The sequence below is a fragment of the Paenibacillus sp. JL3B1040 genome (genome assembly GCF_057063165.1).
Map to the genome: position 1 here is coordinate 2,449,430 of NZ_CM169317.1, position 22,336 is coordinate 2,471,765.

Genomic DNA, 22,336 nt, shown 5'->3' on the forward strand with positions numbered 1-22,336 from the left:
TTGCAAATATTGTATTTTTGACCAAAAACGATGTCAAACCGTTGAAAGATAGGGCTTTTTTCTTATTGTAATAATGTCGAATCTCCATGAAACTTAGGATATATGACATTATTAAACAAGTTTCATGTCTAGGACATAAGAAAGACAATGAGAAAGACAATAATTAGCAATAAAATGTCGAAAAAAGAGGATTTGTCTATTGTTTGTAGAATCATTATGACTAAGATCTAATGAGACTAAGGGGGGAAATAAAGTGCAGTTGTTGAACGGTCTGGGATTTGAGAGGTTGGATACCGCAATCCAAGCCGCAAATCTTCGGCAAGGGGTTATCTCCAATAATATTGCGAATGTGGATACCCCTTATTTTAAAAGGTCCAGCGTCTCTTTCGAAAGCATGCTGCAAGCTGAAGTGAACGGCGGCATGCCGGCGCTTCAAGGGAGGAGGACGGACGTGAGGCATTTCGTGATAGGTCCAACGAATGAAGTCCCTGAACCGGTCGTAAGCACGGACCAAAGCACGGCGATGAACAATAACCAGAATAACGTCGACGTCGACAGCGAAATGACCAAACTTGCCGAAAACCAGCTGAGGTATAACGCTTATATCGAACAAATGAACTATTTGATTAAAATGAAACGTACCGCTGTGGAAGGGAGATAATCGGTCTTGAAGATCAACGATAGTTTTGGGATTAGTTCTTCCGCATTAACCGCACAACGTCTTCGCATGGACGTGATTTCCTCCAATATCGCCAATGCAGATACGACCCGGGCCAGGATTGAGGACGGCAAGGCTGTTCCTTACCGGCGCAAAACGGTCGTCATGACTCCCAAAGAGATGGATTTCGACAACGCTTTGAATTCCGCCATGGGCAAGGACGCAAGCAGCCAAGGGGTGAAAATCACAAAAATACAAGAAGATCCCTCGCCGTTTAAACCGGTTTATAACCCAGCGCATCCCGATGCGGATAGCGAAGGGTATGTCTATATGCCGAATGTCGATATTTTGAAAGAGATGGTAGACATGATTTCGGCAACGCGTTCATACGAAGCTAACGTTACGGCGCTGAACGCCAGCAAGGCAATGTTCACCAAAGCCTTACAAATTGGTAAATAGAGTCCATATATAATCAATTCGTAGAATAGGAGTGTTGCACGTTGATCGAGAGAATGAGTTTTGACTCCTTAAGACCACTGACGGGGGTGCAAACGTCCGGCAATGCGCAGAAGCTCACGCCTGCGGAATCGATGAAGCAATTCAGTTCTTTCCTAAGCGATGCGCTGGACGGAGTTGCTGCACAGGAAGCCCATGCACAACATGTAAACAACCAATTTCTGTTAGGAAAAGTGAATGCCGACGAGATGATGATCGCCTCGGAGCAAGCCTTGTTAAGTTTGCAGTTGACTACGCAAGTCCGGAATAAAGTGATAGAAGCTTATCAAGAGATTATGCGTACGCAAATTTAAGGATCGAACATGCTCGGATGAGGTGACATTGTGAATGAGAGAATTACACAGTACCGCGATCGATTGCTCGGGTACTGGAGCCAATTTAGCAAAAAACAGAAAACATTATTGATCTCAACGGTGACATTTATCCTGCTCGCCATCATCCTGCTTACGATCCAATTCTCCAAAACGGAATATGACGTGGCATTTACGGGGTTGGATTCGACAGATGCGGCAGGAATCATCAATTACTTGGAATCCGGCGGGATTCCATACAGGCTCGGACCGGACGGCACGACGATTTCGGTTCCCAGCAAGGATGCGGCTCGGGTCAAGGTCGACGTCGGCTCGCAAGGGATCGTGCAGAACGGATCGATCGGTTTGGAAGCCTTCAATGCAAGTTCTTCCTTGATCGGAATGACCGATAACGAATTTAATGTCAAGTATAAAAGTGCCCTAAACGGCGAAGTTGAAAAACTGTTGAAGCGAATGCAGGGCGTCAACGATGCGAAGGTGCTGATCAACCTTCCGACGGAAAACGTGTTCGCCAGCCCGGACGAGCAGGAGAAAGCAACGGCCTCCATCGTTCTATCGTTCAAGCCGGGCTATCGGCCAAATCAGGAGGCCGTCGACGGTTATTTTAATCTGGTGAAAACTTCGGTTCCCAATTTGCCGGTGGAAAATATCTCGCTCTCGTCAAGTGACGACACGGTATTGCTTCCAAGCGGACAAGGCGGAGCCACAGGCTCGCTGACTTCGGCAGTTCAGGAGAATATGGCGCTTCAGAAGAAATTCGAGAGCGACGTGCGACAAAGCGTAAAGCAATTCCTCTCCAGACTGACCGGCCCGGACAAAATCGAAGTGCTGGTTGCGTCAAAACTCAACTTCGACCAAGTCAGCCAGAAGGATAATCTGGTTACTCCGGTGGATACCGATAATATGAAAGGTATCGAAATCAGCGCACAAAAAGTGCAAAAAAGCTACACCGGAGCAGCTAGTCCGAACAGCGGAGTTCCCGGTACCGGCGAAGAAGACGTCGTCAATTATCCTTCGGCAGAAACGAACGGGGGATCGTCTTCGGAAGAAAGCTCGTCAACGATCAACTACGAAGTCAATCGGATTACGAAGGATATTATCGCTAGTCCTTACGTCATTAAGGATTTAACCATCAACGTTGCCGTTGAACCACCTGAAGGTCAGGAAACTTTGGATGATAATACCCGGACCGCGATCGAAAATATCTTAAAAAATATCGTAGGGTCCTACTTGGCCGATTCCGGTACTACTTATACAGACGAAGATTTGCAGAGAAAAGTTTCAGTGTTGTCCCAGCCGTTTCATTCGGACGCGACCCAAACCGCTGGTTTGAGTTTGTCAAACCCGTGGGTCTGGGGAGTGGGGGGCGTGGCTCTGCTTGCGCTGGCAGGCCTTGGAATCGTGTTGTTCCGCCGCCGCAAGCAAACGACAGAAGAGGAAGAAGAAATCGATTTGCCTCTTACGCCGGAGTTCCCGTCCATTAATTTGGATACGGTCACGAATGAAAACCAAGTGCGCAAACAACTGGAAACGTTGGCCAAGAAGAAGCCCGACGAATTCGTTAACTTACTTCGCACCTGGCTGGCTGATGAATAGGGGTGAACGCAATTGTCAAAAACATCGAGCCCGGGTTTAAGCGGGAAACAGAAGGCAGCCATATTGTTGATCACATTAGGGCCTGAGGTGTCCGCCCAAATTTTCAAGCATTTGCGGGATGATGAAATCGAACAGTTGACACTGGAGATTGCCAACGTCCGAACGGTGGACAATGCGGAAAAAGAAATGATCATGGCTGAATTTCACCAAATCTGTCTGGCGCAGGAGTATATCACCCAAGGCGGCATCAATTATGCCAAGGAAATTTTGGAGAAGGCGCTGGGCCAATCTAAGGCTGTGGATATCATCAACCGTTTGACCGCTACGTTGCAGGTCCGGCCTTTCGATTTTGCCCGCAAAGCGGATCCACACCAAATTCTCAACTTTATCCAAAACGAAAACGCGCAAACGATCGCTTTGGTCTTGTCCTACTTGCAATTCGAACAAGCGGCCGCAATCCTATCTTCGCTGCCGCAGGAGAAACAGGCGGAGGTCGCAAGAAGAATCGCGGTCATGGACAGCACGTCGCCGGAAGTGATCGCTCAGGTCGAACGCGTGCTGGAGCAGAAGCTTTCCGCAACGGTCACGCAGGACTACACCAGCGCGGGCGGGATCGAGTCCATTGTGCAGATTTTGAACGGGGTCGACCGGGGAACCGAAAGAACGATTCTCGACTCCCTGGAAATCCAAGATCCGGAACTGGCCGAGGAAATCAAGAAGCGGATGTTCGTATTTGAGGATATCGTCAATATCGACAACCGTTCCATTCAACGGATTATCCGCGATATCGAGAATGCCGATTTGCAGCTCGCCCTCAAAGTGGCCAGCGAAGAAGTCCGCGAGGCCGTCTTCCGCAACATGTCGAAGCGGATGTCCGAGACTTTCAAGGAAGAAATGGAATACATGGGGCCAGTGCGGCTGCGTGATGTGGAAGAAGCACAAACTCGCATCGTAGCGACGATCCGCAGACTGGAAGAAGCCGGTGAGATCATTATCGCCCGCGGCGGAGGAGATGACATCATTGTCTAATTTGATCAAGGTGTCTCAATACGTACCGGTTGAAATCTTAAAACAGCTGAATTTGGCCAAAGTCCATCCGTCCGTTGAGGACCCGCCTTCCGGTCAAACCGAAGAGCCGATGGTTCATGGGCCTTCCGCCGAAGATCTTGCGGCAGAAGAAACAAGGCGGCAGATGCTGGCCGATGCCAAAGAGTTTGCCGAACGCCAGGTTAGGGAGGCGGCGGAACAAGCGGACCGCTTGCTGGCCGAAGCCCGCGAGCAAATCGAAGCTTGGTGGCAAGAGCGCCGTGAACAGGATGAGCACATGATCGAAGCTTTGAAGGCCGAAGGTTTTAACCAGGGTTATGAGGAAGGGAAGACGCAAGCTGAGGCGACGTTAAGCGCCCGAATCGAGGAGATGATGGGCGAAGCCGAATCGGTGCTGCAGCAGGCTTATGTCGAGAAGGAACGGATTATACAGGAGGCCGAGCCGTTTTTGGTCGAATTAAGCTGCGCAATTGCCGAGAAGATCATCGATAAGCAGCTTGAGCTTGAGCCGGAATACGCTGTGGATCTGATCAAGAAGAGTCTGGCACGCAAACATGAGCAGGGGATCCTGACGCTGTGCGTTTCGCCAAGCGACTTCGCTTTCGTGCAAGCGGCACGGGAAGAACTGAGCCTAGCCATCGATTCGCAGGCCGAGCTTCAGATTTTACCGGATCCGACGGTTAAGGACCGCGGCTGCGTCATTCGTTCTTCTTTCGGAAGCGTCGACGCCAGAATCGATACGCAGTTAACGGAAATCAAAAAAGAACTCTTGCGGGTTTCTCTGCAAACGGAGGAGCGGGATCCAGCGAATGACGATTTTGAAGGCTGAACGTTATATCGATCATCTCAGGCAGCTTGACCCGGTACGAATCAACGGGAAAGTGACGCAGGTTATCGGGTTGATGGTCGAATCCGAAGGTCCGGACGCCAGCATCGGCGACTTGTGTTATATATATCCGAGCAAAGCGGCTCAACCGCTGCAGGCCGAAGTCGTCGGCTTTCGCGAGAACAAGGTGCTGCTGATGCCGCTGGGCGAGCTTCAGTCGATCGGCCCGGGCTGCGATGTCGTCGGGACCGGCAAGCCGTTGACCGTGCAGGTGGGATCCGAGTTGCTCGGCAAGGTGCTGGACGGCTTGGGCCAACCGCTGGACGGTTCGCTGTTGCCTTCGCGGATGGGCTACTACTCAACCTACAACAAGCCGATGAATCCGCTCAATCGTCCGCGGGTGGCCGAGCCGATCGGCATCGGGGTGCGAGCCATCGATGGTTTGCTGACGATCGGCAAAGGCCAGCGCGTGGGGATCTTCGCCGGTTCCGGGGTTGGGAAGAGCACTTTGATGGGCATGATCGCCCGCAACACTTCGGCGGACGTCAACGTGATCGCGCTTGTCGGGGAACGGGGACGCGAGGTGCTGGATTTTATCGAACGGGACCTCGGGCCTGAGGGGCTGGAACGCTCCGTCGTCGTCGTGGCAACCTCCGATCAGCCGGCTTTGATCCGGATGAAAGGCGCCTTGATCGCAACGACGATTGCCGAATACTTTCGCGATCGCGGCCTTAACGTCATGCTGATGATGGATTCGGTAACGCGTTATGCGATGGCGCTGCGGGAGGTGGGGCTGGCTGTCGGGGAACCGCCTGCCATGCGCGGATATACCCCTTCCGTGTTTGCCGCATTGCCGAAGCTCATGGAACGGGCGGGAACCGGACCGACAGGTTCGATTACCGCCTTCTACACCGTGCTCGTTGATGGCGACGATATGAATGAACCGATCGCCGATGCCGTCCGGGGAATATTGGACGGGCATATCGTTTTGAACCGCGGGATCGCAAACAAGGGTCATTTTCCCGCCATCGATATTCTCGCCAGCATCAGCCGGGTGATGAAGGATATCGTGACCGACGAGCAAAACGAAGCGGCCGAGAATCTGAAACGCCTTATGGCAGTTTATAAAGACTCCGAGGATCTGATCAATATCGGTGCTTATCAACCGGGCTCCAACGCGGACATCGACGAAGCGATTGGTTTCATCCAAGACATTTGGAGCTTTACGAAACAAAAGGTTAACGAGAAAGTGACGCTCGCCGAAGTTCAGGAACGGCTAATTTCCGAATTCGCAAGGAGATGAAACGTAAAGCATGAAGTTCCGATACGTCTATCAAAAAATAGTAGATTTGAAATCCAACGAAAAGACGCAGGCCGAGTGGATGTTGTCCGCTGCCGTCGGCCAACTGCAGTCGGAACAACGTTCGCTGGAGCAGTTGTTGGAGGATAAAGCCAAAACCGCGGCGGTGATCGCGGCCGAAGCGGAAAATACGGCCTCCATGATCAAGCTGCAGGAACTTCAACGATATATGGACTTTATCGATCAAGCGATTGATCGGAAGTTAGCCGATATTCGCGAAGCCGAACAACATGTCGACCGCAAGAAGAGAGAATTGAAGGGGAAGATGCTGGACGAAAAGGTGTGGCTTAAAGCGAAAGAGAAAGCCATGGACAAATTTCAGCACGAAATGCTTCTTCGGGAACAAAACGAGCTGGATGAGATGGCCACGGTCCGGTTCGCCATGAGAGCCCGATAAAGAAGGCGGGCGCCCATACGGTTGTTCGAAGGAGGGAAAGAGATGGCAAAAGAAGTGCTGGATGAGGAATTGGAAGAAGAGTCGGGGGGAGGACTTTCGCGGTTTCTGTTCTTTATGACCCCCATTCTTTTTACGGTCGTACTGCTGGGCGTACTCTTAACATTATTCAACATCGACTTCCGCAATACGCTGATCGATTTGGGGAATCGGATTCCCGTTGTGAAGGATCTGGTGCCGGATCCGGAAGCCCCCGAGGGTGAGAAAAAGCAAGTCGCGGAGAAAAAGAAAAAGCAGCAGGAGAGTACCGACGCTACCGTAAAAGAACTTAAGCAGCAGCTTGAGAAGCAGCAAGCGGAGCTGCAGGCGGCTAATCAGCAAGCGTCCGAGCAGCAGGAGTTGGTCAAAGATTTGGAGGATGAGTTGGCCGCTGTTCAGCAGGAGAAGAACGAACAAACGCAGTCGGCGGAAGCGGAAGCGTACCAGAAGGAAGTAAAGAAGCTGGCCAATCTGTATGCGGAAATGAGCCCGAGCAAAGCCGCGGCGATATTCGATAAGCTGACGACGGAAGAGACGCTGCAAATGCTAAGTGTCATGAGCAACGAAAGTAAAGTGGCCATTTTAGAAAAAATGGATCCGCAAAAAGCAGCTGATATTTCGATCAAGCTAAAAGATGTAAATGCATCCGAGGATTTGGCGATTGCTGCGCTGCAATCCAGGCTCAAGATGGAGGCTGCGGATACGGCTGCCACCACAACCGGAACAGGCCTCGATGATACCGAGCTTAGTCAGACTTTTTCGTCGATGGGTGCGGCAGACGCTGCCAAGCTCGTGCTTCAAACGTATAAGCTGAGCCCGGAAAAGGCGCTTAAGATCATGAAGGCGGTGAACGGAACTACCCGTTCGAAAATTTTGGCGGAAATGGCCAAGACCGACGAGAAAACTTCGGTGAAGATCTTGAATCAGCTGGTGAGCAAGTAGACGCTGACCGGATATTGAGCTTGAAAGGAGGTGAGAAACAAGATGAGTCAAACCGTAACCCAAGTTAATGTGACAAAAACCGGATCCGCCAATTCGTTGTGGTATGGATCGACGGGCAAGACGGAAGCGGGACAATCCGCAGCCTTGTCTTTTGACCAGAAGCTCCTCGCCATGCTGCTTGGCAATGCCCAGCCGCAGGACGGACAAGCTGCTTCTCAGCTCTTGACCTTGGCCGGTATACAGAAAGCCGCACCTTCCGAAGAAGCCGATAGTACGCTGGCGACTATGATCGAGGGTTTACTGCAGCAACTGCCGAAATTGGACGATGCACTTCAAGCGGACCCTTCGTTGATGGCGGCGCTACAAGGCTGGCTGCAAAATGTCCAATCCTTATTACAGCAGACAAGTACGCAGCAAGTGGCCAGTGCGGCGTCTGAGGAACCCCAAGGGCTGCCGGTGCTGGCGCAGCAGCCGGAGACGATGCGGTTTGCGGTGCAAGATGCGTTGGTCCAATTGTTGGCGGCAGCGGGATCGAATGCCGATGTCGGCAATATGACGGCTAGCGCTCAAGGCCATGCGGCAACTATGCTGGATACGTTGCAAGGGATATTGGATTCGCTTCCCGAAACGACAGAAACGAAGCTGAATGTCGGTAAAGGACCCGAACCGGCAGGAGGAATGCATCCGCGAGTCCTTATGGCGGAACAAGGGGAAGGAGCTAACCCGCAAGGCAGCTCCGGCTCCAATGGAGATGCTTCAAACCGGGGAGATGCCCAGACTGTTCAGCACAGCTTGAAAACGGGCAGTAACGCGGCCGCAATTCACTACAGCAGCCAGACGCTTGAAACCGAAACGGCAATCGACGGTTTAACGGTTGGACCGAAAGAGCAGGAGGATTCCGTGCCGACAGGGCAAATCGTGACCGCGGGACAACTCGCGCTCCGGGACAGCGGCATCAATACCATTAAACACGTGGCCAAACCGGTTCCGGTTGAGCATTTCGCCAAAGAAATGAGCGGTTTCCTGGTGAACAAACTGGAAATCGTTAATCTGAAAGGCGTCTCCGAGGCGAGAATCTCGCTTTATCCGGAGCATTTGGGCCATGTCGACGTGCGGATTACGATGCAAAACGGGCAATTAACCGCTCAATTTATGACGGAGCACGCTTTTGCCAAGGAATCGCTGGAGCAGCAAATGGCGCAACTGAGATCGGCGCTGCAATCCCAAGGACTTCAGGTCAGCAAATTGGAAGTCACGCAAAACACCGCCTTGTCGTCCCATATGTACCATGACGGCCGGCAATCCGGCGGAGGAGCAGGGCAGCAGCAAAGCGAAAAACGCCGTCCGTTGACGGAGGACGATGCACTGGCCATTCGCGATATTAACGAAGAATGGAACGAGTGGAACGCCGAGGTCCGAGCCAAAGAGCAAAGCTACGGCAGTTCCTTTGTCGCCCGTGCTTGAGTTTAGTTGAAAGGAGGTTTCTCCGTGGCTGGTACGTATACTCCCACAGTAAGTTGGCCGAATTATGCGCAGAGCAATGTTGAAAAGGCCAGTAAAAAAAGCAATGAATTGGGAAAAGACGCTTTTCTTAAATTGATGATGACCCAAATGCAATATCAGGATCCGTTGTCTCCGATGGACAATTCGCAGATGGTTGCCCAGATGGCTCAAATTACGTCGGTCGAGCAGTTGAACAATATCTCGGAACAATTGTCCACATTAGGTCAATCGCTTGGGAACGAATCCGGACTGATCGGCAAACTGGTTGCCTGGGTCAGCGAAACCAAAACGGGCAATTACGATGTAGCTACCGGAAAAGGGGAAGTTATCATCGAGAAGGCAAGCGGAATTGTGGATTCCATCATCGTTCGGGACGGCGTTCATTACGTCAAGGTTGGGGATAAGGAAATTAAAATCTCCGATATTGAGCAGGTCGGAATCCCTACTGACGAAACGGACGGAACGGACGAAACGGGGGAAGACGGTCAGGGGGCGGATCCGTCATGAATGGACCGATCCAAGTAGGGCAGCTATTCCCCGGCAAAATTGGGCCGAATACGCTGTCGACCGGCAGCAAAAGCACGCGAGCGGGTAATGTACAAGGGGCCAGCTTCGAAGAGATGCTGCAGGACCGGTTGGTGCATTTCAGCAACCATGCGGCTAAACGTATGGAGCAGCGCGGCATTCAGCTTAAGCCGGAGCAGCTTCATCAAATCGAATCGGCCATTGACAGCGCAGCGGCCAAAGGAGCGAAGGATTCCCTGATTTTGTTGAATGACATGGCTCTCATCGTCAACGTGAATAATCGAACCATCGTGACCGCGATGGACGGCAGCAGTATGAAGGATAACGTGTTCACTCAAATCGACAGCGCCGTCATCATTTCTTGATTGGCTGGACCGGTTCACGGGAGCCAAATAAGCCGCAGACCGACTGAAGCGGCTATATGCAAGTAAATAATTGTCACTGGGAGGAATGGGAACACATGTTAAGATCAATGTACTCGGGCGTTTCCGGGATGCGCGGTTTTCAAACGAAGCTGGACGTCATCGGCAATAATATTGCGAACGTAAATACGGTAGGCTTCAAAACCGGCCGCGTCATGTTTAAGGATATTATGAGCCAGACGATTAGCGGCGTTACCGCTCCGGAGGAGGGAACATCCGGCGGGATTAATGCCAGACAGGTCGGTCTGGGAACTTCCATCGGTTCCATTGACACGATTCATACCGGGGGGAGCGCAATGACGACGAATAACCCCCTTGATTTGCGGATTGATGGAGACGGTTTTTTCTTGGTTAAGCTGAGCGGCGATCAAGAGGTGCCCTTCTTGACAAGAGCCGGGGATTTCCAAGTTGATGCGCTGGGTCAACTGGTCACTTCCGATGGATTACTGGTTTGTAACGCTGATGGGGATGCACTCGATCCTATTGTTACGGGAGGGGTAACAGCATTTTCCATTTCGGCAGACGGCACGATTACAACCAAACTAGCTGACGGAACGACCGGTACGGCCGGCCCGATTGGTTTGGCAAAAGTTACGAATCCTGCAGGATTGGAAAAAATCGGAGGAAATCTTTATCGTGTAACAACAAATGCGATTGCGGATGGTGAGCTTGATGCGGGATACACGACCCCGAACGCAAACGGCGCCGGTGGTCTCGTTGTCGGCGAATTGGAAATGTCCAATGTCGAGCTTACTGCGGAATTCACCGAGATGATCGTAGCACAGCGGGGGTTCCAAGCCAACTCGCGGATTATCACCACCTCCGACGAAGTGCTTCAGGAAGTCGTTAATCTGAAACGTTAAGCGAAAGGGTAGCCGGGGAAGGGCAAACCGTTCCCCGGCTGTTTCCCCCGCTTCCTTGATCGCTTAGGAGGGAAATCATGATTTCAGTAACACGCTTGAACGGTTCTCAGATGTGGCTGAACGCCATCATGATCGAGACCGTGGAGGAAACACCGGATACTTACGTCACCTTGATCACGGGGAAGCGTATTATCGTGCTGGAGAAGGCGGCCGATGTTATTGCCATGATTCAAGCGTACTATCAAGATATCGGCATCCACGCAGCAACTATTAAAGTGCAACAAATGGAGGAATGGTCATGAAAAAAATGTTGCCTTGGCTAATTACGATTTTGCTTGCAATCACCTTGATCGTATTGGCCGCCTTCCTGCTGGTGAATCAAATGAACAAGCCCGCGCCTGGCACCGAGGTGAACGCTTCGGTAAACAGCGTGGCTGAGCCGGCGAAATTGCCGGTGGACGAAATCGTCAAAGTCACTTCAACGATCGACGATATCAAGACGAATTTGTCCGAACCGAATTACGTTGTGGTCATCGACTTTGCTTTCCAGTTGGATAGCGAGGTATCCAAGGAAGCCTTCGACAAGATCAAAGACTACAAAATCAAACCGATCATCATCAAGACGTTGGCCGATACCAAGCCGGAGGAACTGACAGGTGCATCGGGAAAAGACAATCTGAGCTCCAAATTGCTCAACCTGATCAACAAGTCGCTGCCGCAAGGGAAATTGATTCAAATCGATATTACCGATTTTATTATGCAGGCGATCTAGACAATATCGATCGAAACTGATTTTTCTAAGGGGGTGAGATGTTTGGTTGATGTGTTGTCGCAGAACGAGATCGATGCGCTGCTTGCTGCGTTATCGTCGGGCGAAATGGACGCCGAGGAACTGAAGAAGGAAGAGACGCAGAAGAAGATCCGCTCCTATGATTTTAAGCGAGCCGTGAGATTCTCCAAAGATCATATTCGGAGCTTGACCCGGATTCATGAGAACTTTGCCCGTTTTCTCACCACCTACTTTTCAGCACAGTTGCGCACCTTCGTGCAAATCAACGTTGTTCAGGTAGAGCAGCTTCCTTATGATGAGTTTATTCGCTCTATCCCGAAAATGACGATCCTAAACATTTTTGAAGCCGAGCCGCTGGAGGGGAGAATGGTTTTAGAGGTTCACCCTAACGTTGCGTTTGCTATGCTGGATCGGTTATTAGGCGGCCTCGGAACGGCACCTTCGAAAATCGGAACACTTACGGAGATCGAAACGATTATCATGGAGCGGATTTTCAGCCGAGCCTTCGAAAGCTTGCAGGAAGCCTGGAGAACCATCGTGGATATAAATCCGCGGATGGAGGGCTTGGAAACCAATCCTCAGTTCATGCAAATCGTATCACCGAATGAGACGATCGCGTTGATTTCACTAAGCACGAAAATCGGGGATACCTCAGGGATGATTAACCTTTGTATTCCACATGTCGTTATCGAACCGATCATGCCTAAGCTTTCGGTTCACCACTGGTTCGTCTCCCAGAAAAAATCGCGTGCGCCTGAAGAGGTCGAGGCGCTTCGCAACCGGGTGAACAAAGCCAAGCTGCCGGTCATCGCGGAGCTTGGCGAATCGCAGATCACCGTCCGTGAATTCCTGGGATTGTCCGTCGGTGATGTAATCTCATTAAACAAGCCCGTTCAGGATGGGTTGCAGATCCGAATCGGCGACAAGTTGAAGTATATTGGTAGCCCCGGAACGGTGAGGGATCGGATTGCCGTCCAAATCGATGAAATTGTCAGCGAAGGAGTTGAGGAACTTGACGAGCAATGATTACTTGTCCCAGGAAGAGATAGACGCTTTGCTTAAACAAGCCAATCAGGATACGGCGCAGGAACCGACTATTAACGATGTACTGACGCCTTTGGAACAGGACGCCCTGGGTGAAATCGGGAACATTACGTTTGGCAGTGCGGCTACGGCGCTATCCACCCTATTGAACAAAAAGGTGGACATCACGACTCCGAAGGTCTCTGTCATTACGCGTTCCCAGTTCGAAGCCGAGTTTCCGAAGCCGCATGTCGCTATCCACGTCGAGTATGTGGACGGTTTTGAAGGGATGAACTCTTTGGTCATCAAGACAAAAGACGCCCAGGTCATTGCGGATCTAATGCTTGGCGGGGAAGGCAATCCTGCCGAGGAAGAGCTAAACGAAATTCATATCAGTGCCGTTCAAGAAGCCATGAACCAAATGATGGGCTCTTCGGCGACATCGATGTCTACGATTTTTAACCGGTTTGTTAATATCTCGCCTCCTGGCATCGATATCCTAAATATGTCCAGCGGGCGTGGCCTGAGCAGCTTGCCAGAGGCGGATCCGCTAATCAAGATCTCCTTCCGCTTAACGATTGGAGATTTGATCGACTCTACGATTATGCAACTGCTAACGGTGAAATTCGCCAAGGAAATGGTGGACAGCCTGATTAGCGGATCCGCTTCGGAAGCGAATACGGGCACCAAGGAAAGCGCTGCTGCGGCCGCAACTCCTGCGCCCCAGCCTGCTTCTGCTTCGCAGGCCGCCGTCTATCAACAGCCACCTGCGCCGTCGCAACCGATGCAGCAGCCGCCGATGCAAGATGGGTATGGTTACGGACACCCGGCGCCTTACGGATATTCGCCCCAAGGCCAGCCTTCCGGCGAACCGCATCATTACGGTACAACGCCAGGGCGTAATTTGAATGTACAACCTGTACAATTTGCAAATTTAGGGAATCCGTCTTTTAGTCAAGTGGATGAAAATAATTTGAACTTATTGATGGACATACCCCTTAAAGTCACCGTAGAATTAGGAAGGACCCAACGGCAAATCAAAGATATCCTGGAATTGTCCCAAGGCTCCATTATCGAGTTGGACAAGCTTGCCGGTGAGCCTGTGGATATTCTGGTGAACAACAAACTGATCGCCAAGGGCGAGGTTGTCGTCATCGACGAAAACTTCGGTGTACGCGTCACGGATATCGTCAGCCAGTGGGACCGCATTCAAAAATTACAATAGTAGAAGTTTAGGGAGGATTTTAGATCAATGGCAAACCGAATTCTTATCGTAGACGATGCAGCATTTATGAGAATGATGATCCGGGACATTTTGACAAAAAACGGGTTTGAAGTCGTGGGTGAGGCTCAAGACGGCGTACAGGCCATCGAGAAATTCAAAGAGTTGCATCCGGATCTAATCACGATGGATATTACGATGCCTGAAATGGACGGCATCGCCGCGTTGAAAGAAATCAAGAATCTGGACCCTAATGCAAAAGTGATTATGTGCTCCGCGATGGGTCAACAAGCGATGGTTATCGATGCGATTCAAGCCGGTGCGAAGGACTTTATCGTAAAGCCTTTCCAATCCGACCGGGTGATCGAAGCGATCAACAAAACGCTTGGGGTGTAAGCTAAGCGATGAATAATCCGCAGGAGTATGGCTCTGGGGATGTCAACCTTTGGGGGAACTTGTTTACCGTCATCGTAGTTCTTGGCCTGATCATTGCTCTAATTATCTTGCTGATCCGTTTTCTTGGCAAAAGGAACCGATATTTATCCCATAGTCGCTCAATCCGCACTTTGGGAGCCATTGGCCTCGGACCGAACAAATCCCTGCAAGTGATTGAGCTCGGGGGGAGCGTCTATCTTGTCGGTGTCGGCGAGGATATTTCCCTGGTGGACAAAATATCCGAACCGGACGAGGTGGCTTTGCTGGTGCAAGCCTTTGAAGATGAGGGAGCGGAAATTGCCGGATTATCGTCGACCTTGTCCGGCTTGATCTCCCGTTTCCGCAAAGAGCCCCCGCGCGAGGAAGAAGAACTTGACGGAGTGGCTTTCCATGAGGTGTTTCAATCACAACTGCGGAAGATGCCGGACCGGAAGCGACAAATGGAGGAACTACTGCAGGATCCGGAAGAACAATCTACAGATCGGTCGAGGGATTCATGAAGAGAAAATTGTTGATTGTCAGCTTGTTGTTGATGACATGGAGTCTATTTGCAATCTCCATAGCTTCAGCAGAACCGGTTAACCCAATTCCGAATATCGACATTCAAATCGGTAATTCGGGCTCGGGTGGGGCGCCAGGAACCAGTTCATTGTCGATCATATTGCTGATTACCGTACTCAGCATCTCGCCTGCGATTTTGGTGCTGATGACAAGCTTTACCCGAATTGTCGTAGTATTGGGGTTTGTTCGAAATTCCCTAGGGACGCAGCAAATGCCTCCGAATCAGGTATTAATCGGACTTGCCTTGTTCTTAACGTTGTTCGTAATGAGCCCTACGATATCGACTATCAATGAGGTAGCGTTACAGCCTTACATCAAAGGGGAGATTACCCAATCGGAAGCGTTGGATAAAGCGGCGGTTCCCATGAAGAAATTCATGTACACGCATACGAGAACCAAAGATCTTCAGCTGTTTATGGGCTATACCAAAATGGAAAAGCCCAAGAGCTACGAGGACATCCCGCTTTCAGTCATGGTGCCCGCTTTTGCCATCAGTGAACTTAAGACAGCCTTCCAAATGGGCTTTATGATTTTTATCCCGTTTCTGATTATCGATATTGTTGTATCCAGCGTACTCATGGCAATGGGGATGATGATGCTGCCGCCGGTCATGATTTCACTGCCGTTCAAAATCCTGCTGTTCGTGCTGGTGGATGGTTGGTATTTGATCGTTAAATCACTTCTTGTTAGCTTTAACACCTAAAATTCAGGAATAGGGCCAGGTTCAGGGAAGGAGAAGCGGTTTATGAGTTCGGAATTTATTATCGGTTTGGCCGGACAAGCCGTTTATACCGTGTTGAAGGTCAGCGCACCGATGCTATTGATTGCTCTCGCGGTGGGACTCTTGGTGAGTATTTTTCAAGCGACGACCCAAATTCAGGAGCAGACGCTTGCCTTCGTTCCCAAAATCGTTGCTGTTTTGGTCGCTTTGCTGTTGTTCGGTCCTTGGATTTTAACGACGCTGGTAGACTTTACTTATGGAATTCTAAATAACCTATCTAGTTATATCGGTTAGGTCGCATAAAATATGGATACTTTACTGCACGGAATTTCTGCTTTCATGCTTATTTTTTGTCGAATGACAGCTTTTTTTGTGGTTTCACCGATATTTTCATCTCGAACGGTACCGACAACGTTTAAGGTGGGACTCTCCGGTATTATTGCGGTCCTTATTTTGTTAACGATCGGTCCGAATCAAGCCATACCTAATGATTTGGGTTACATATTGTTTGTTTTGCGCGAGGTGCTGGTTGGTCTGCTGATGGGATATGTCGCGAACCTGATATTCTCCGTCATTCAAATGGCCGGCTCCTTCATCGATATTCAAATCGGCTTTGGGATCGCGAATGTGATCGACCCCATGACCGGAGCGGCGGCGCCGGTATTAGGAAACCTGAAGTATATTTTCGCAACCTTGATGTTTCTCAGTATGAACGGACATCATTACCTGCTGGATGCGGTCATTCGAAGCTATAACTGGATTCCGCTGTCCAATGATCTGTTCCAGCAAATCTACAACGGGGATCTGGCGGAATTTTTGGTTCAAACCTTCAGCCAGGCGTTTATGCTGGCGTTCCAAATGTCGGCACCGCTTGTCGTCGCCTTGTTCGTCACCGACGTGGCGCTGGGGTTTTTGGCTCGAACGGCGCCGCAATTCAATATTTTCGTTATTGGCATACCGGTAAAGATCATCGTGGGTTTGCTTGTGATGCTCGTGCTTGTGCCCGGCTTTATCGTTGCGTTTCAGTCTTTGTTCGAGGTATTGTTCCGTGCGCTGCATGACCTGCTCGGTACGGTCGGTCAAAGGCCGAGGTAGGATGGGGGATCGCTATGTCATATCGATATTCGCTTGATCTGCAGCTATTTGCCGGCGAAAAAACGGAAAAAGCGACTCCGAAGAAACGTCAGGACGCCCGCAAAAAAGGGCAGGTGGCCAAAAGCCAGGAACTGACCGGGGCTCTGTTATTGATGGCCGGATTTATATGTTTGATGGCGTTTGGCGGTTATATCAAAGAAAGGTTGGTTGGCCTCTTCGTCGACGTGTTCTATAACCGGTTGACCATGGACGTAACGCAAACCAACGTCATGACCATGCTGGGGGATTACGCGGTTCAGGTGCTTCTGTTGGTCGCTCCGATTTTCCTTGTTGTGGTGGTGATGGCCGTTGTTGCCAACTATGCGCAGATTGGCTTTCTGTTTATCGGGGAGCCGCTCAAAATGAAGTTCAGCAAGCTGGACCCGATCAAAGGTTTTAAAAACATTTTTTCGATGCGGTCGCTGGTTGAATTTCTCAAGACACTTTTTAAGCTGCTAATCATCGGATATCTCGTCTTCTCGACGATTTGGGGGTATCGCGGAAGCTTGTCCGCCCTGGGTCATATATCGGTAGAGGACACGTTCCATTTTACGGCTCGCCTGACGATGAATATGGGCATTAAGATTGCGGCTGCTTTGATTGTGCTCGCTGCCTTGGATTATATGTATCAACGATATGAACATGAGAAGAACCTCAAGATGTCCAAGCAGGACATCAAAGACGAATATAAGAAAATGGAAGGCGATCCGATCATTAAAGGTAAAATACGGGAACGTCAGCGGCGGATGGCCCTGCAGCGAATGATGCAGGAGGTGCCAAAAGCCGACGTGATTATCACCAACCCTACCCATTTCGCGGTCGCTTTGAAGTACGACGGATCATCCATGGATGCCCCGCAAGTCATCGCCAAAGGGCAGGACTACGTGGCGCTACGCATTAAAGAAATCGCCAAGGAACATGGCGTGATGACCATGGAAAACAAGCCGCTGGCACGGGCGCTGTTTCAACGAACCGAAATCGGGGATACGATCCCTGCGGATTTGTTTCAAGCCGTTGCCGAAGTGCTGGCTTACGTATATCGAATTAAAGGCAGGGCCAAATAACGATGGGATCGGAGGGGAACAAACGTGAAGAAATTTAAGGACCTATTTATTCTAGTTGGCATAATCGGCATCGTTTTGCTGATGATCGTTCCGATCCCGACTTGGTTGCTGGATATTTTGCTGATCATCAACATTTCGCTCGCGTTGATTATTTTGCTTGTTGCGATGAATACTCGGGAGGCTTTGCAGTTCTCGATCTTCCCGGCCATGCTGCTCATCACGACGTTATTCCGTTTGGCATTAAACGTTTCGACCACCAAGCTGATTCTGGGACAGGCCAAAGCCGGCCACGTGGTGGCCACCTTTGGTTCATGGGTTTCCCATGGGGAACCCGTTGTCGGTTTTGTCGTCTTCCTGATTCTCGTGGTCGTTCAGTTTATCGTTATTACCAAAGGATCGGAACGTGTGGCCGAAGTCGCTGCACGATTTACGCTCGACGCGATGCCGGGGAAACAAATGAGTATCGACGCTGACCTGAACGCCGGGCTGATCAATGAGCAGCAGGCGCGCGAGCGTCGCGGCAAAATCGAACGGGAAGCCGATTTCTACGGCGCGATGGACGGGGCGAGCAAATTCGTTAAAGGGGATGCTATCGCGAGCATCATCATCCTCCTGATCAACCTGATCGGGGGGTTTATTATCGGGATGACCATTCACGGCATGTCCTTTCCCGAAGCGCTTTCGACTTACTCGCTCCTGACGATCGGGGACGGCCTGGTCAGCCAGATCCCGGCCCTGCTGATCTCCACGGCAGCCGGTTTGATCGTGACGCGCGCATCCTCGGAAGGGAACTTGGCGGAAGATATTACGGGGCAACTGTTTACGTACCCCAAGCTGCTGTATATTGTAGCTGGGACAATCGCCCTACTCGGCACGTTTACGCCGATCGGCATATGGACGACCTACCCGTTCGCCGGATTGATGATTTTTGCGGCCTACACGATGCAGAAGAATATGGATCGCCGGCAAATCGAGCAGGAACAACAAGAGGAGGAGCAACAGATCGAGGAAGTTCGCAGCCCCGAGAGCGTCATCAATCTTCTGCAAGTGGATCCGATCGAATTCGAATTCGGATACGGCCTTATCCCGCTGGCCGATACCGGCCAAGGCGGCGATTTGTTGGACCGGATCATCATGATTCGGCGTCAATGCGCGCTTGAATTGGGTCTTGTCGTTCCGGTCATTCGCATTCGCGACAATATTCAACTAAAACCGAACGAATATGTCATCAAAATAAAAGGAAATGTCGTAGGCGGCGGTGAATTATTACTTAATCACTATTTGGCCATGAGTCCCGGGATGGATGATGATTCGATAACGGGTATCGAGACCCGCGAACCTGCGTTTGGTTTGCCGGCCCTATGGATCGACGAAGCGACGAAGGATCGGGCGGAACTATCCGGTTATACCGTGGTCGATCCGCCGTCCGTGGTGGCGACGCATTTGACGGAATTGATCAAGAAGCATGCGCATGAGCTGCTTGGCCGTCAAGAGACCAAAGCCCTGGTCGACAATCTCAAGGAAAATTATGCGGTGCTTGTCGACGAGTTAATCCCCTCGGTATTGTCGATCGGGGATGTGCAGAAGGTGCTGGCCAAATTGCTGAGGGAGAAAATCTCGATTCGCGATATGGTGACGATCTTCGAGACGCTGGCGGACTACGGAACCTATACCAAGGATCCGGACGTGCTTACCGAATACGTCAGACAGGCACTCTCTCGGCAAATCACGCAGCAATTCACCCAACCGGGCGAAACGATGCGCGTCATCACCGTAGGGCCTAGCCTCGAGAAGAAAATTGCCGAGAGCGTGCAGCAGACGGAACAAGGCAGTTATCTGGCGCTGGATCCAGCTTCGACGCAAACGGTGTTCCAGAAACTGACGGAGCAAATCAACCGTCTGGTGCAAACGGGCCATCAGCCGATCCTGCTCACCTCGCCGACGATCCGGATGTATTTGCGGCAGGTCATCGAGCGAAGCATGCAGGATATACCGGTACTATCCTACAGCGAGCTGGAACCGAATGTTGAAATTCAAAGTGTCGGGGTGGTGAATTTATGAGAGTCAAACGGTATATCGTTGACACAATGCCTGACGCCATGCTAAAAATCCGCAGCGAGCTGGGGGCGGATGCGGTTATCTTAAGCACGAAAGAAATGAAGGTTGGCGGTTTCCTCGGCATGTTCCAGAAAAGGAAGATCGAGGTCATCGCCGCTACGGAAGGGAATGCGGCGCCTGCGCCGAAAGGAAAACCGACCCTGCCGGCCAAACCGCCGGTGTCCACTCCGGTCGCTCGTCAAACCGTGCCGGAGGCCTATCGCAAGACGTCGCAGCTGGCCCAGCCTGCAGCATCGGCGCAGGTTGCGACAGGTTCCTCAACTTTGACCGCGGTCGGTTTGCAGGAAAGGGAGGAGCCGATCATCACCCCAATCCCCCTGGCAGTAAAGCCTCAAGCCGCCGCCCCGGAGCAGAGCCAAGCGTCGGTTGAAGCTGTGCCGAATTCGCCGCCGGCCCGGTTGGAGGCCGCGATTCAAAGTGCTGCCGCTCAGGAACATTCCTCGCCTTTATCTATGAAAGAGAGCGCCAGCTCCGTTAAAGAAGAACGCTTGCTTGAAGAGATTCGGCAAATGAAGATGTGGATCAGCCAGTTGGCCAAAAAGCAAGGCGATACACGCGAAATGCCGCCGGGCTTGCAGTCCTTCCAACAACGGTTAATTAACCAGGAAGTGACGCCGGAGCTTGCAGAGCATTGGATTGAAGAGATCTACGAAGCTTGGCTAAGCTCCGGCAAGACCTTAAGCGACGATCAATTGGAGACCAAGGTTCGCACCGTTGTCAGAGACTTTCTGAATGACCGTATCGATAGGGGCATCGGCGACAATACGCGAATCGTATACATCGCCGGACCTACCGGCGTCGGAAAAACGACGACCATCGCCAAGCTTGCGGCCGACCAAATTTTCCGTTTGCGCAAAAAGGTCGGGTTCATCACCGCCGACACCTACCGGATCTCGGCGATTGAGCAACTGCGAACCTACGCTTCCATCTTGAATGTTCCGCTCGAGGTCGTGCAATCCCCAGGCGACGTACAACGGGCGATGCAGCGGTTGAACCATTGCGATCTGATTCTGATGGACACCGCCGGGCGGAACTATTTGAACGAGCTGTTCGTGGCTGAGCTGCATAGTCTGCTTGCCCCGTCGGACGTCAGCGAGACGTATCTGGTCCTAAGCTTGACCTCCAAACTGCAGGACATGAAACGGATCACCGAGCATTTTAGCAAATACAGCTTGGATAAGGTGATTTTTACGAAACTGGATGAAACGGATACGGTTGGCTCGATTTATAACTTGTTACACGAGTATCCCCTGAACGTATCATTCCTGACCAACGGGCAGAATGTACCGGATGATCTGCTGCAGGCTGACGGGGAATTGCTGGTCGACATTCTTCTGGGAGAACGGAAGTTATGAGCGACCAGGCCCAAGCACTCAGACAACTGGTATCGTCACAGGGTGGCCCCGCAGACTCAAAAGTTCGTAAAGGATCAGCCAGGATTCTGACCGTCAGCAGCGGCAAGGGAGGCGTAGGCAAATCCAACTTCACGTTGAATTTTGCCTTGGCCCTCAAGTCACTGGGACGCAAGGTGCTGCTCTTCGACGCCGATATCGGGATGGCCAATATCGACGTGTTGATGGGCATTAGGCCGAGATACAACCTGTATCATTTGCTGAAGGGAGAAAAGGATATCACCGAAATTGTGGAATTGGGCTCGCATGCTTTGCCGTTTATCGCGGGAGGCTCGGGGCTTGCCGATCTGTTCTCGTTATCCGAAGCGGATTTGAACTATTTCACGTCGCAGATCGAAACGATCTCCGAGGAGATGGATTACATTCTTTTTGATACCGGAGCCGGATTATCCAGGGAAACGCTGAATTTCATTACCGCCGCCGACGAATGTCTGGTCGTCACGACGCCCGAGCCGACCTCGATCACGGACGCGTATGCGTTGATCAAGGTCGTTCACGGTATGGAGGCAAACGTGCCGTTCCGATTGGTCATTAATCGGGTCTCGGGGGAACCGGAGGCCAAACAGGTCGCCGACAAAATTTCGCTGGTCGCCGGCCGCTTCCTCGACATGGATATCCCCACGCTTGGCTATCTCAGCGACGATGCGCATGTGATGCAGGCGGTCAAGAAACAGGTTCCTTTCTCCATCGCTTTCCCCGGTTGCTCGGCAACGCGCGATATTCAGCGTTTGGCTTTGACTTATCTGAATGTTCCGCAAACCAAGCCGAGGGACACTTTATCGGGAATCAAAGGATTTATGCATAAATGGTTGAAGCTGGCAAAATGATTCTTCGTGAAGGAACAGGAGTGGAAC

The 22,336-nt window shown here is 51.2% G+C and carries 26 protein-coding genes; all 26 read left to right on the forward strand.

The features are described from left to right. The first annotated feature begins 253 nt into the window (after positions 1 to 253). The 26 genes from flgB to ACZF99_RS11040 all read left to right on the forward strand — a co-directional run bounded on the left by flgB (position 254) and on the right by ACZF99_RS11040 (position 22,309). Positions 254 to 661, forward strand: a complete 408-nt coding sequence (gene flgB, locus ACZF99_RS10915) for a flagellar basal body rod protein FlgB (RefSeq protein WP_483611658.1) — start codon at positions 254 to 256, stop codon at positions 659 to 661. 6 nt (positions 662 to 667) lie between these two features. After that, positions 668 to 1,117, forward strand: a complete 450-nt coding sequence (gene flgC / locus ACZF99_RS10920; RefSeq protein ID WP_483611660.1) for a flagellar basal body rod protein FlgC — start codon at positions 668 to 670, stop codon at positions 1,115 to 1,117. Positions 1,118 to 1,158: 41 nt separating this feature from the next. Then, positions 1,159 to 1,467: a flagellar hook-basal body complex protein FliE gene (fliE, locus tag ACZF99_RS10925; protein ID WP_483611662.1), complete on the forward strand. Its 309-nt coding sequence runs from the start codon at positions 1,159 to 1,161 to the stop codon at positions 1,465 to 1,467. Positions 1,468 to 1,497: 30 nt separating this feature from the next. Beyond that, positions 1,498 to 3,081 (forward strand): flagellar basal-body MS-ring/collar protein FliF, encoded by a 1,584-nt coding sequence (gene fliF / locus ACZF99_RS10930; RefSeq protein ID WP_483611664.1) that lies wholly within the window; start codon positions 1,498 to 1,500, stop codon positions 3,079 to 3,081. A 12-nt stretch (positions 3,082 to 3,093) separates the two neighbouring features. Then, a complete protein-coding gene (fliG, locus tag ACZF99_RS10935) occupies positions 3,094 to 4,110 on the forward strand; it encodes a flagellar motor switch protein FliG (RefSeq protein ID WP_483611666.1) in 1,017 nt (338 codons plus the stop codon). After that, positions 4,103 to 4,957, forward strand: coding sequence for a FliH/SctL family protein (locus ACZF99_RS10940; RefSeq protein WP_483611668.1), 855 nt, complete (start codon positions 4,103 to 4,105; stop codon positions 4,955 to 4,957). The genes fliG and ACZF99_RS10940 overlap by 8 nt, the downstream gene beginning before the upstream one ends. Next, on the forward strand, positions 4,938 to 6,257 hold the full coding sequence (gene fliI, locus ACZF99_RS10945; RefSeq protein WP_483611670.1) for a flagellar protein export ATPase FliI: 1,320 nt from the start codon (positions 4,938 to 4,940) through the stop codon (positions 6,255 to 6,257). The genes ACZF99_RS10940 and fliI overlap by 20 nt, the downstream gene beginning before the upstream one ends. Before the next feature lie 10 nt (positions 6,258 to 6,267). Then, complete coding sequence (gene fliJ, locus ACZF99_RS10950) at positions 6,268 to 6,711, forward strand: flagellar export protein FliJ (protein WP_483611672.1); 444 nt, start codon at positions 6,268 to 6,270, stop codon at positions 6,709 to 6,711. Positions 6,712 to 6,753: 42 nt separating this feature from the next. Then, positions 6,754 to 7,689 (forward strand): MotE family protein, encoded by a 936-nt coding sequence (locus ACZF99_RS10955; protein ID WP_483611674.1) that lies wholly within the window; start codon positions 6,754 to 6,756, stop codon positions 7,687 to 7,689. Between the two features lie 42 nt (positions 7,690 to 7,731). After that, on the forward strand, positions 7,732 to 9,153 hold the full coding sequence (locus ACZF99_RS10960) for a flagellar hook-length control protein FliK (protein ID WP_483611676.1): 1,422 nt from the start codon (positions 7,732 to 7,734) through the stop codon (positions 9,151 to 9,153). A 24-nt stretch (positions 9,154 to 9,177) separates the two neighbouring features. Continuing rightward, positions 9,178 to 9,699 carry a flagellar hook assembly protein FlgD gene (locus ACZF99_RS10965; protein ID WP_483611678.1) on the forward strand — a complete coding sequence of 174 codons (522 nt, stop codon included), beginning with the start codon at positions 9,178 to 9,180 and terminating at the stop codon, positions 9,697 to 9,699. Then, positions 9,696 to 10,082, forward strand: coding sequence for a TIGR02530 family flagellar biosynthesis protein (locus tag ACZF99_RS10970; protein ID WP_483611679.1), 387 nt, complete (start codon positions 9,696 to 9,698; stop codon positions 10,080 to 10,082). Before ACZF99_RS10965 ends, ACZF99_RS10970 begins: the two co-directional genes overlap by 4 nt. Before the next feature lie 95 nt (positions 10,083 to 10,177). Further along, entirely contained in the window at positions 10,178 to 11,002 is an 825-nt protein-coding gene (flgG, locus tag ACZF99_RS10975; RefSeq protein WP_483611681.1) for a flagellar basal body rod protein FlgG, read from the forward strand. A gap of 77 nt (positions 11,003 to 11,079) precedes the next feature. Beyond that, the gene (locus tag ACZF99_RS10980; RefSeq protein ID WP_483611683.1) at positions 11,080 to 11,304 is read left to right on the forward strand and encodes a flagellar FlbD family protein; all 225 of its coding nucleotides are present in this window, start codon (positions 11,080 to 11,082) and stop codon (positions 11,302 to 11,304) included. Beyond that, the gene (locus tag ACZF99_RS10985) at positions 11,301 to 11,774 is read left to right on the forward strand and encodes a flagellar basal body-associated FliL family protein (protein ID WP_483611685.1); all 474 of its coding nucleotides are present in this window, start codon (positions 11,301 to 11,303) and stop codon (positions 11,772 to 11,774) included. The genes ACZF99_RS10980 and ACZF99_RS10985 overlap by 4 nt, the downstream gene beginning before the upstream one ends. Before the next feature lie 42 nt (positions 11,775 to 11,816). Next, complete coding sequence (fliM, locus tag ACZF99_RS10990) at positions 11,817 to 12,818, forward strand: flagellar motor switch protein FliM (RefSeq protein ID WP_483611687.1); 1,002 nt, start codon at positions 11,817 to 11,819, stop codon at positions 12,816 to 12,818. Then, on the forward strand, positions 12,805 to 14,040 hold the full coding sequence (gene fliY / locus ACZF99_RS10995; RefSeq protein WP_483611689.1) for a flagellar motor switch phosphatase FliY: 1,236 nt from the start codon (positions 12,805 to 12,807) through the stop codon (positions 14,038 to 14,040). The genes fliM and fliY overlap by 14 nt, the downstream gene beginning before the upstream one ends. A 27-nt stretch (positions 14,041 to 14,067) precedes the next feature. After that, the gene (locus tag ACZF99_RS11000) at positions 14,068 to 14,433 is read left to right on the forward strand and encodes a response regulator (RefSeq protein ID WP_483611691.1); all 366 of its coding nucleotides are present in this window, start codon (positions 14,068 to 14,070) and stop codon (positions 14,431 to 14,433) included. A gap of 8 nt (positions 14,434 to 14,441) precedes the next feature. Beyond that, entirely contained in the window at positions 14,442 to 14,972 is a 531-nt protein-coding gene (locus ACZF99_RS11005) for a flagellar biosynthetic protein FliO (RefSeq protein WP_483611693.1), read from the forward strand. A 32-nt stretch (positions 14,973 to 15,004) separates the two neighbouring features. Continuing rightward, positions 15,005 to 15,736, forward strand: coding sequence for a flagellar type III secretion system pore protein FliP (fliP, locus tag ACZF99_RS11010; RefSeq protein ID WP_483612655.1), 732 nt, complete (start codon positions 15,005 to 15,007; stop codon positions 15,734 to 15,736). Between the two features lie 42 nt (positions 15,737 to 15,778). Next, on the forward strand, positions 15,779 to 16,048 hold the full coding sequence (gene fliQ / locus ACZF99_RS11015; protein ID WP_483611695.1) for a flagellar biosynthesis protein FliQ: 270 nt from the start codon (positions 15,779 to 15,781) through the stop codon (positions 16,046 to 16,048). Between the two features lie 12 nt (positions 16,049 to 16,060). After that, complete coding sequence (fliR, locus tag ACZF99_RS11020; protein WP_483611697.1) at positions 16,061 to 16,849, forward strand: flagellar biosynthetic protein FliR; 789 nt, start codon at positions 16,061 to 16,063, stop codon at positions 16,847 to 16,849. Positions 16,850 to 16,863: 14 nt separating this feature from the next. Further along, positions 16,864 to 17,952, forward strand: a complete 1,089-nt coding sequence (gene flhB / locus ACZF99_RS11025; protein ID WP_483611699.1) for a flagellar biosynthesis protein FlhB — start codon at positions 16,864 to 16,866, stop codon at positions 17,950 to 17,952. A gap of 81 nt (positions 17,953 to 18,033) precedes the next feature. Continuing rightward, positions 18,034 to 20,013, forward strand: coding sequence for a flagellar biosynthesis protein FlhA (flhA, locus tag ACZF99_RS11030; RefSeq protein WP_483612657.1), 1,980 nt, complete (start codon positions 18,034 to 18,036; stop codon positions 20,011 to 20,013). After that, on the forward strand, positions 20,010 to 21,425 hold the full coding sequence (gene flhF / locus ACZF99_RS11035) for a flagellar biosynthesis GTPase FlhF (RefSeq protein ID WP_483611701.1): 1,416 nt from the start codon (positions 20,010 to 20,012) through the stop codon (positions 21,423 to 21,425). Before flhA ends, flhF begins: the two co-directional genes overlap by 4 nt. Continuing rightward, a complete protein-coding gene (locus ACZF99_RS11040; RefSeq protein WP_483611703.1) occupies positions 21,422 to 22,309 on the forward strand; it encodes a MinD/ParA family protein in 888 nt (295 codons plus the stop codon). Before flhF ends, ACZF99_RS11040 begins: the two co-directional genes overlap by 4 nt. The last annotated feature ends 27 nt before the right edge of the window (positions 22,310 to 22,336 follow it).

Bases quoted from the DNA above. Each gene is read 5' to 3' on its own strand.
- fliR (WP_483611697.1), top strand. From the start codon at position 16,061: ATGGATACTTTACTGCACGGAATTTCTGCTTTCATGCTTATTTTTTGT.
- ACZF99_RS11000 (WP_483611691.1), top strand. From the start codon at position 14,068: ATGGCAAACCGAATTCTTATCGTAGACGATGCAGCATTTATGAGAATG.
- fliJ (WP_483611672.1), top strand. From the start codon at position 6,268: ATGAAGTTCCGATACGTCTATCAAAAAATAGTAGATTTGAAATCCAAC.
- ACZF99_RS11005 (WP_483611693.1), top strand. From the start codon at position 14,442: ATGAATAATCCGCAGGAGTATGGCTCTGGGGATGTCAACCTTTGGGGG.
- flhA (WP_483612657.1), top strand. From the start codon at position 18,034: ATGATCGTTCCGATCCCGACTTGGTTGCTGGATATTTTGCTGATCATC.
- ACZF99_RS10980 (WP_483611683.1), top strand. From the start codon at position 11,080: ATGATTTCAGTAACACGCTTGAACGGTTCTCAGATGTGGCTGAACGCC.
- flhF (WP_483611701.1), top strand. From the start codon at position 20,010: ATGAGAGTCAAACGGTATATCGTTGACACAATGCCTGACGCCATGCTA.
- ACZF99_RS10970 (WP_483611679.1), top strand. From the start codon at position 9,696: ATGAATGGACCGATCCAAGTAGGGCAGCTATTCCCCGGCAAAATTGGG.
- ACZF99_RS11040 (WP_483611703.1), top strand. From the start codon at position 21,422: ATGAGCGACCAGGCCCAAGCACTCAGACAACTGGTATCGTCACAGGGT.
- ACZF99_RS10960 (WP_483611676.1), top strand. From the start codon at position 7,732: ATGAGTCAAACCGTAACCCAAGTTAATGTGACAAAAACCGGATCCGCC.
- fliQ (WP_483611695.1), top strand. From the start codon at position 15,779: ATGAGTTCGGAATTTATTATCGGTTTGGCCGGACAAGCCGTTTATACC.
- ACZF99_RS10985 (WP_483611685.1), top strand. From the start codon at position 11,301: ATGAAAAAAATGTTGCCTTGGCTAATTACGATTTTGCTTGCAATCACC.
- ACZF99_RS10955 (WP_483611674.1), top strand. From the start codon at position 6,754: ATGGCAAAAGAAGTGCTGGATGAGGAATTGGAAGAAGAGTCGGGGGGA.
- flhB (WP_483611699.1), top strand. From the start codon at position 16,864: ATGTCATATCGATATTCGCTTGATCTGCAGCTATTTGCCGGCGAAAAA.
- flgG (WP_483611681.1), top strand. From the start codon at position 10,178: ATGTTAAGATCAATGTACTCGGGCGTTTCCGGGATGCGCGGTTTTCAA.
- fliP (WP_483612655.1), top strand. From the start codon at position 15,005: ATGACATGGAGTCTATTTGCAATCTCCATAGCTTCAGCAGAACCGGTT.
- fliI (WP_483611670.1), top strand. From the start codon at position 4,938: ATGACGATTTTGAAGGCTGAACGTTATATCGATCATCTCAGGCAGCTT.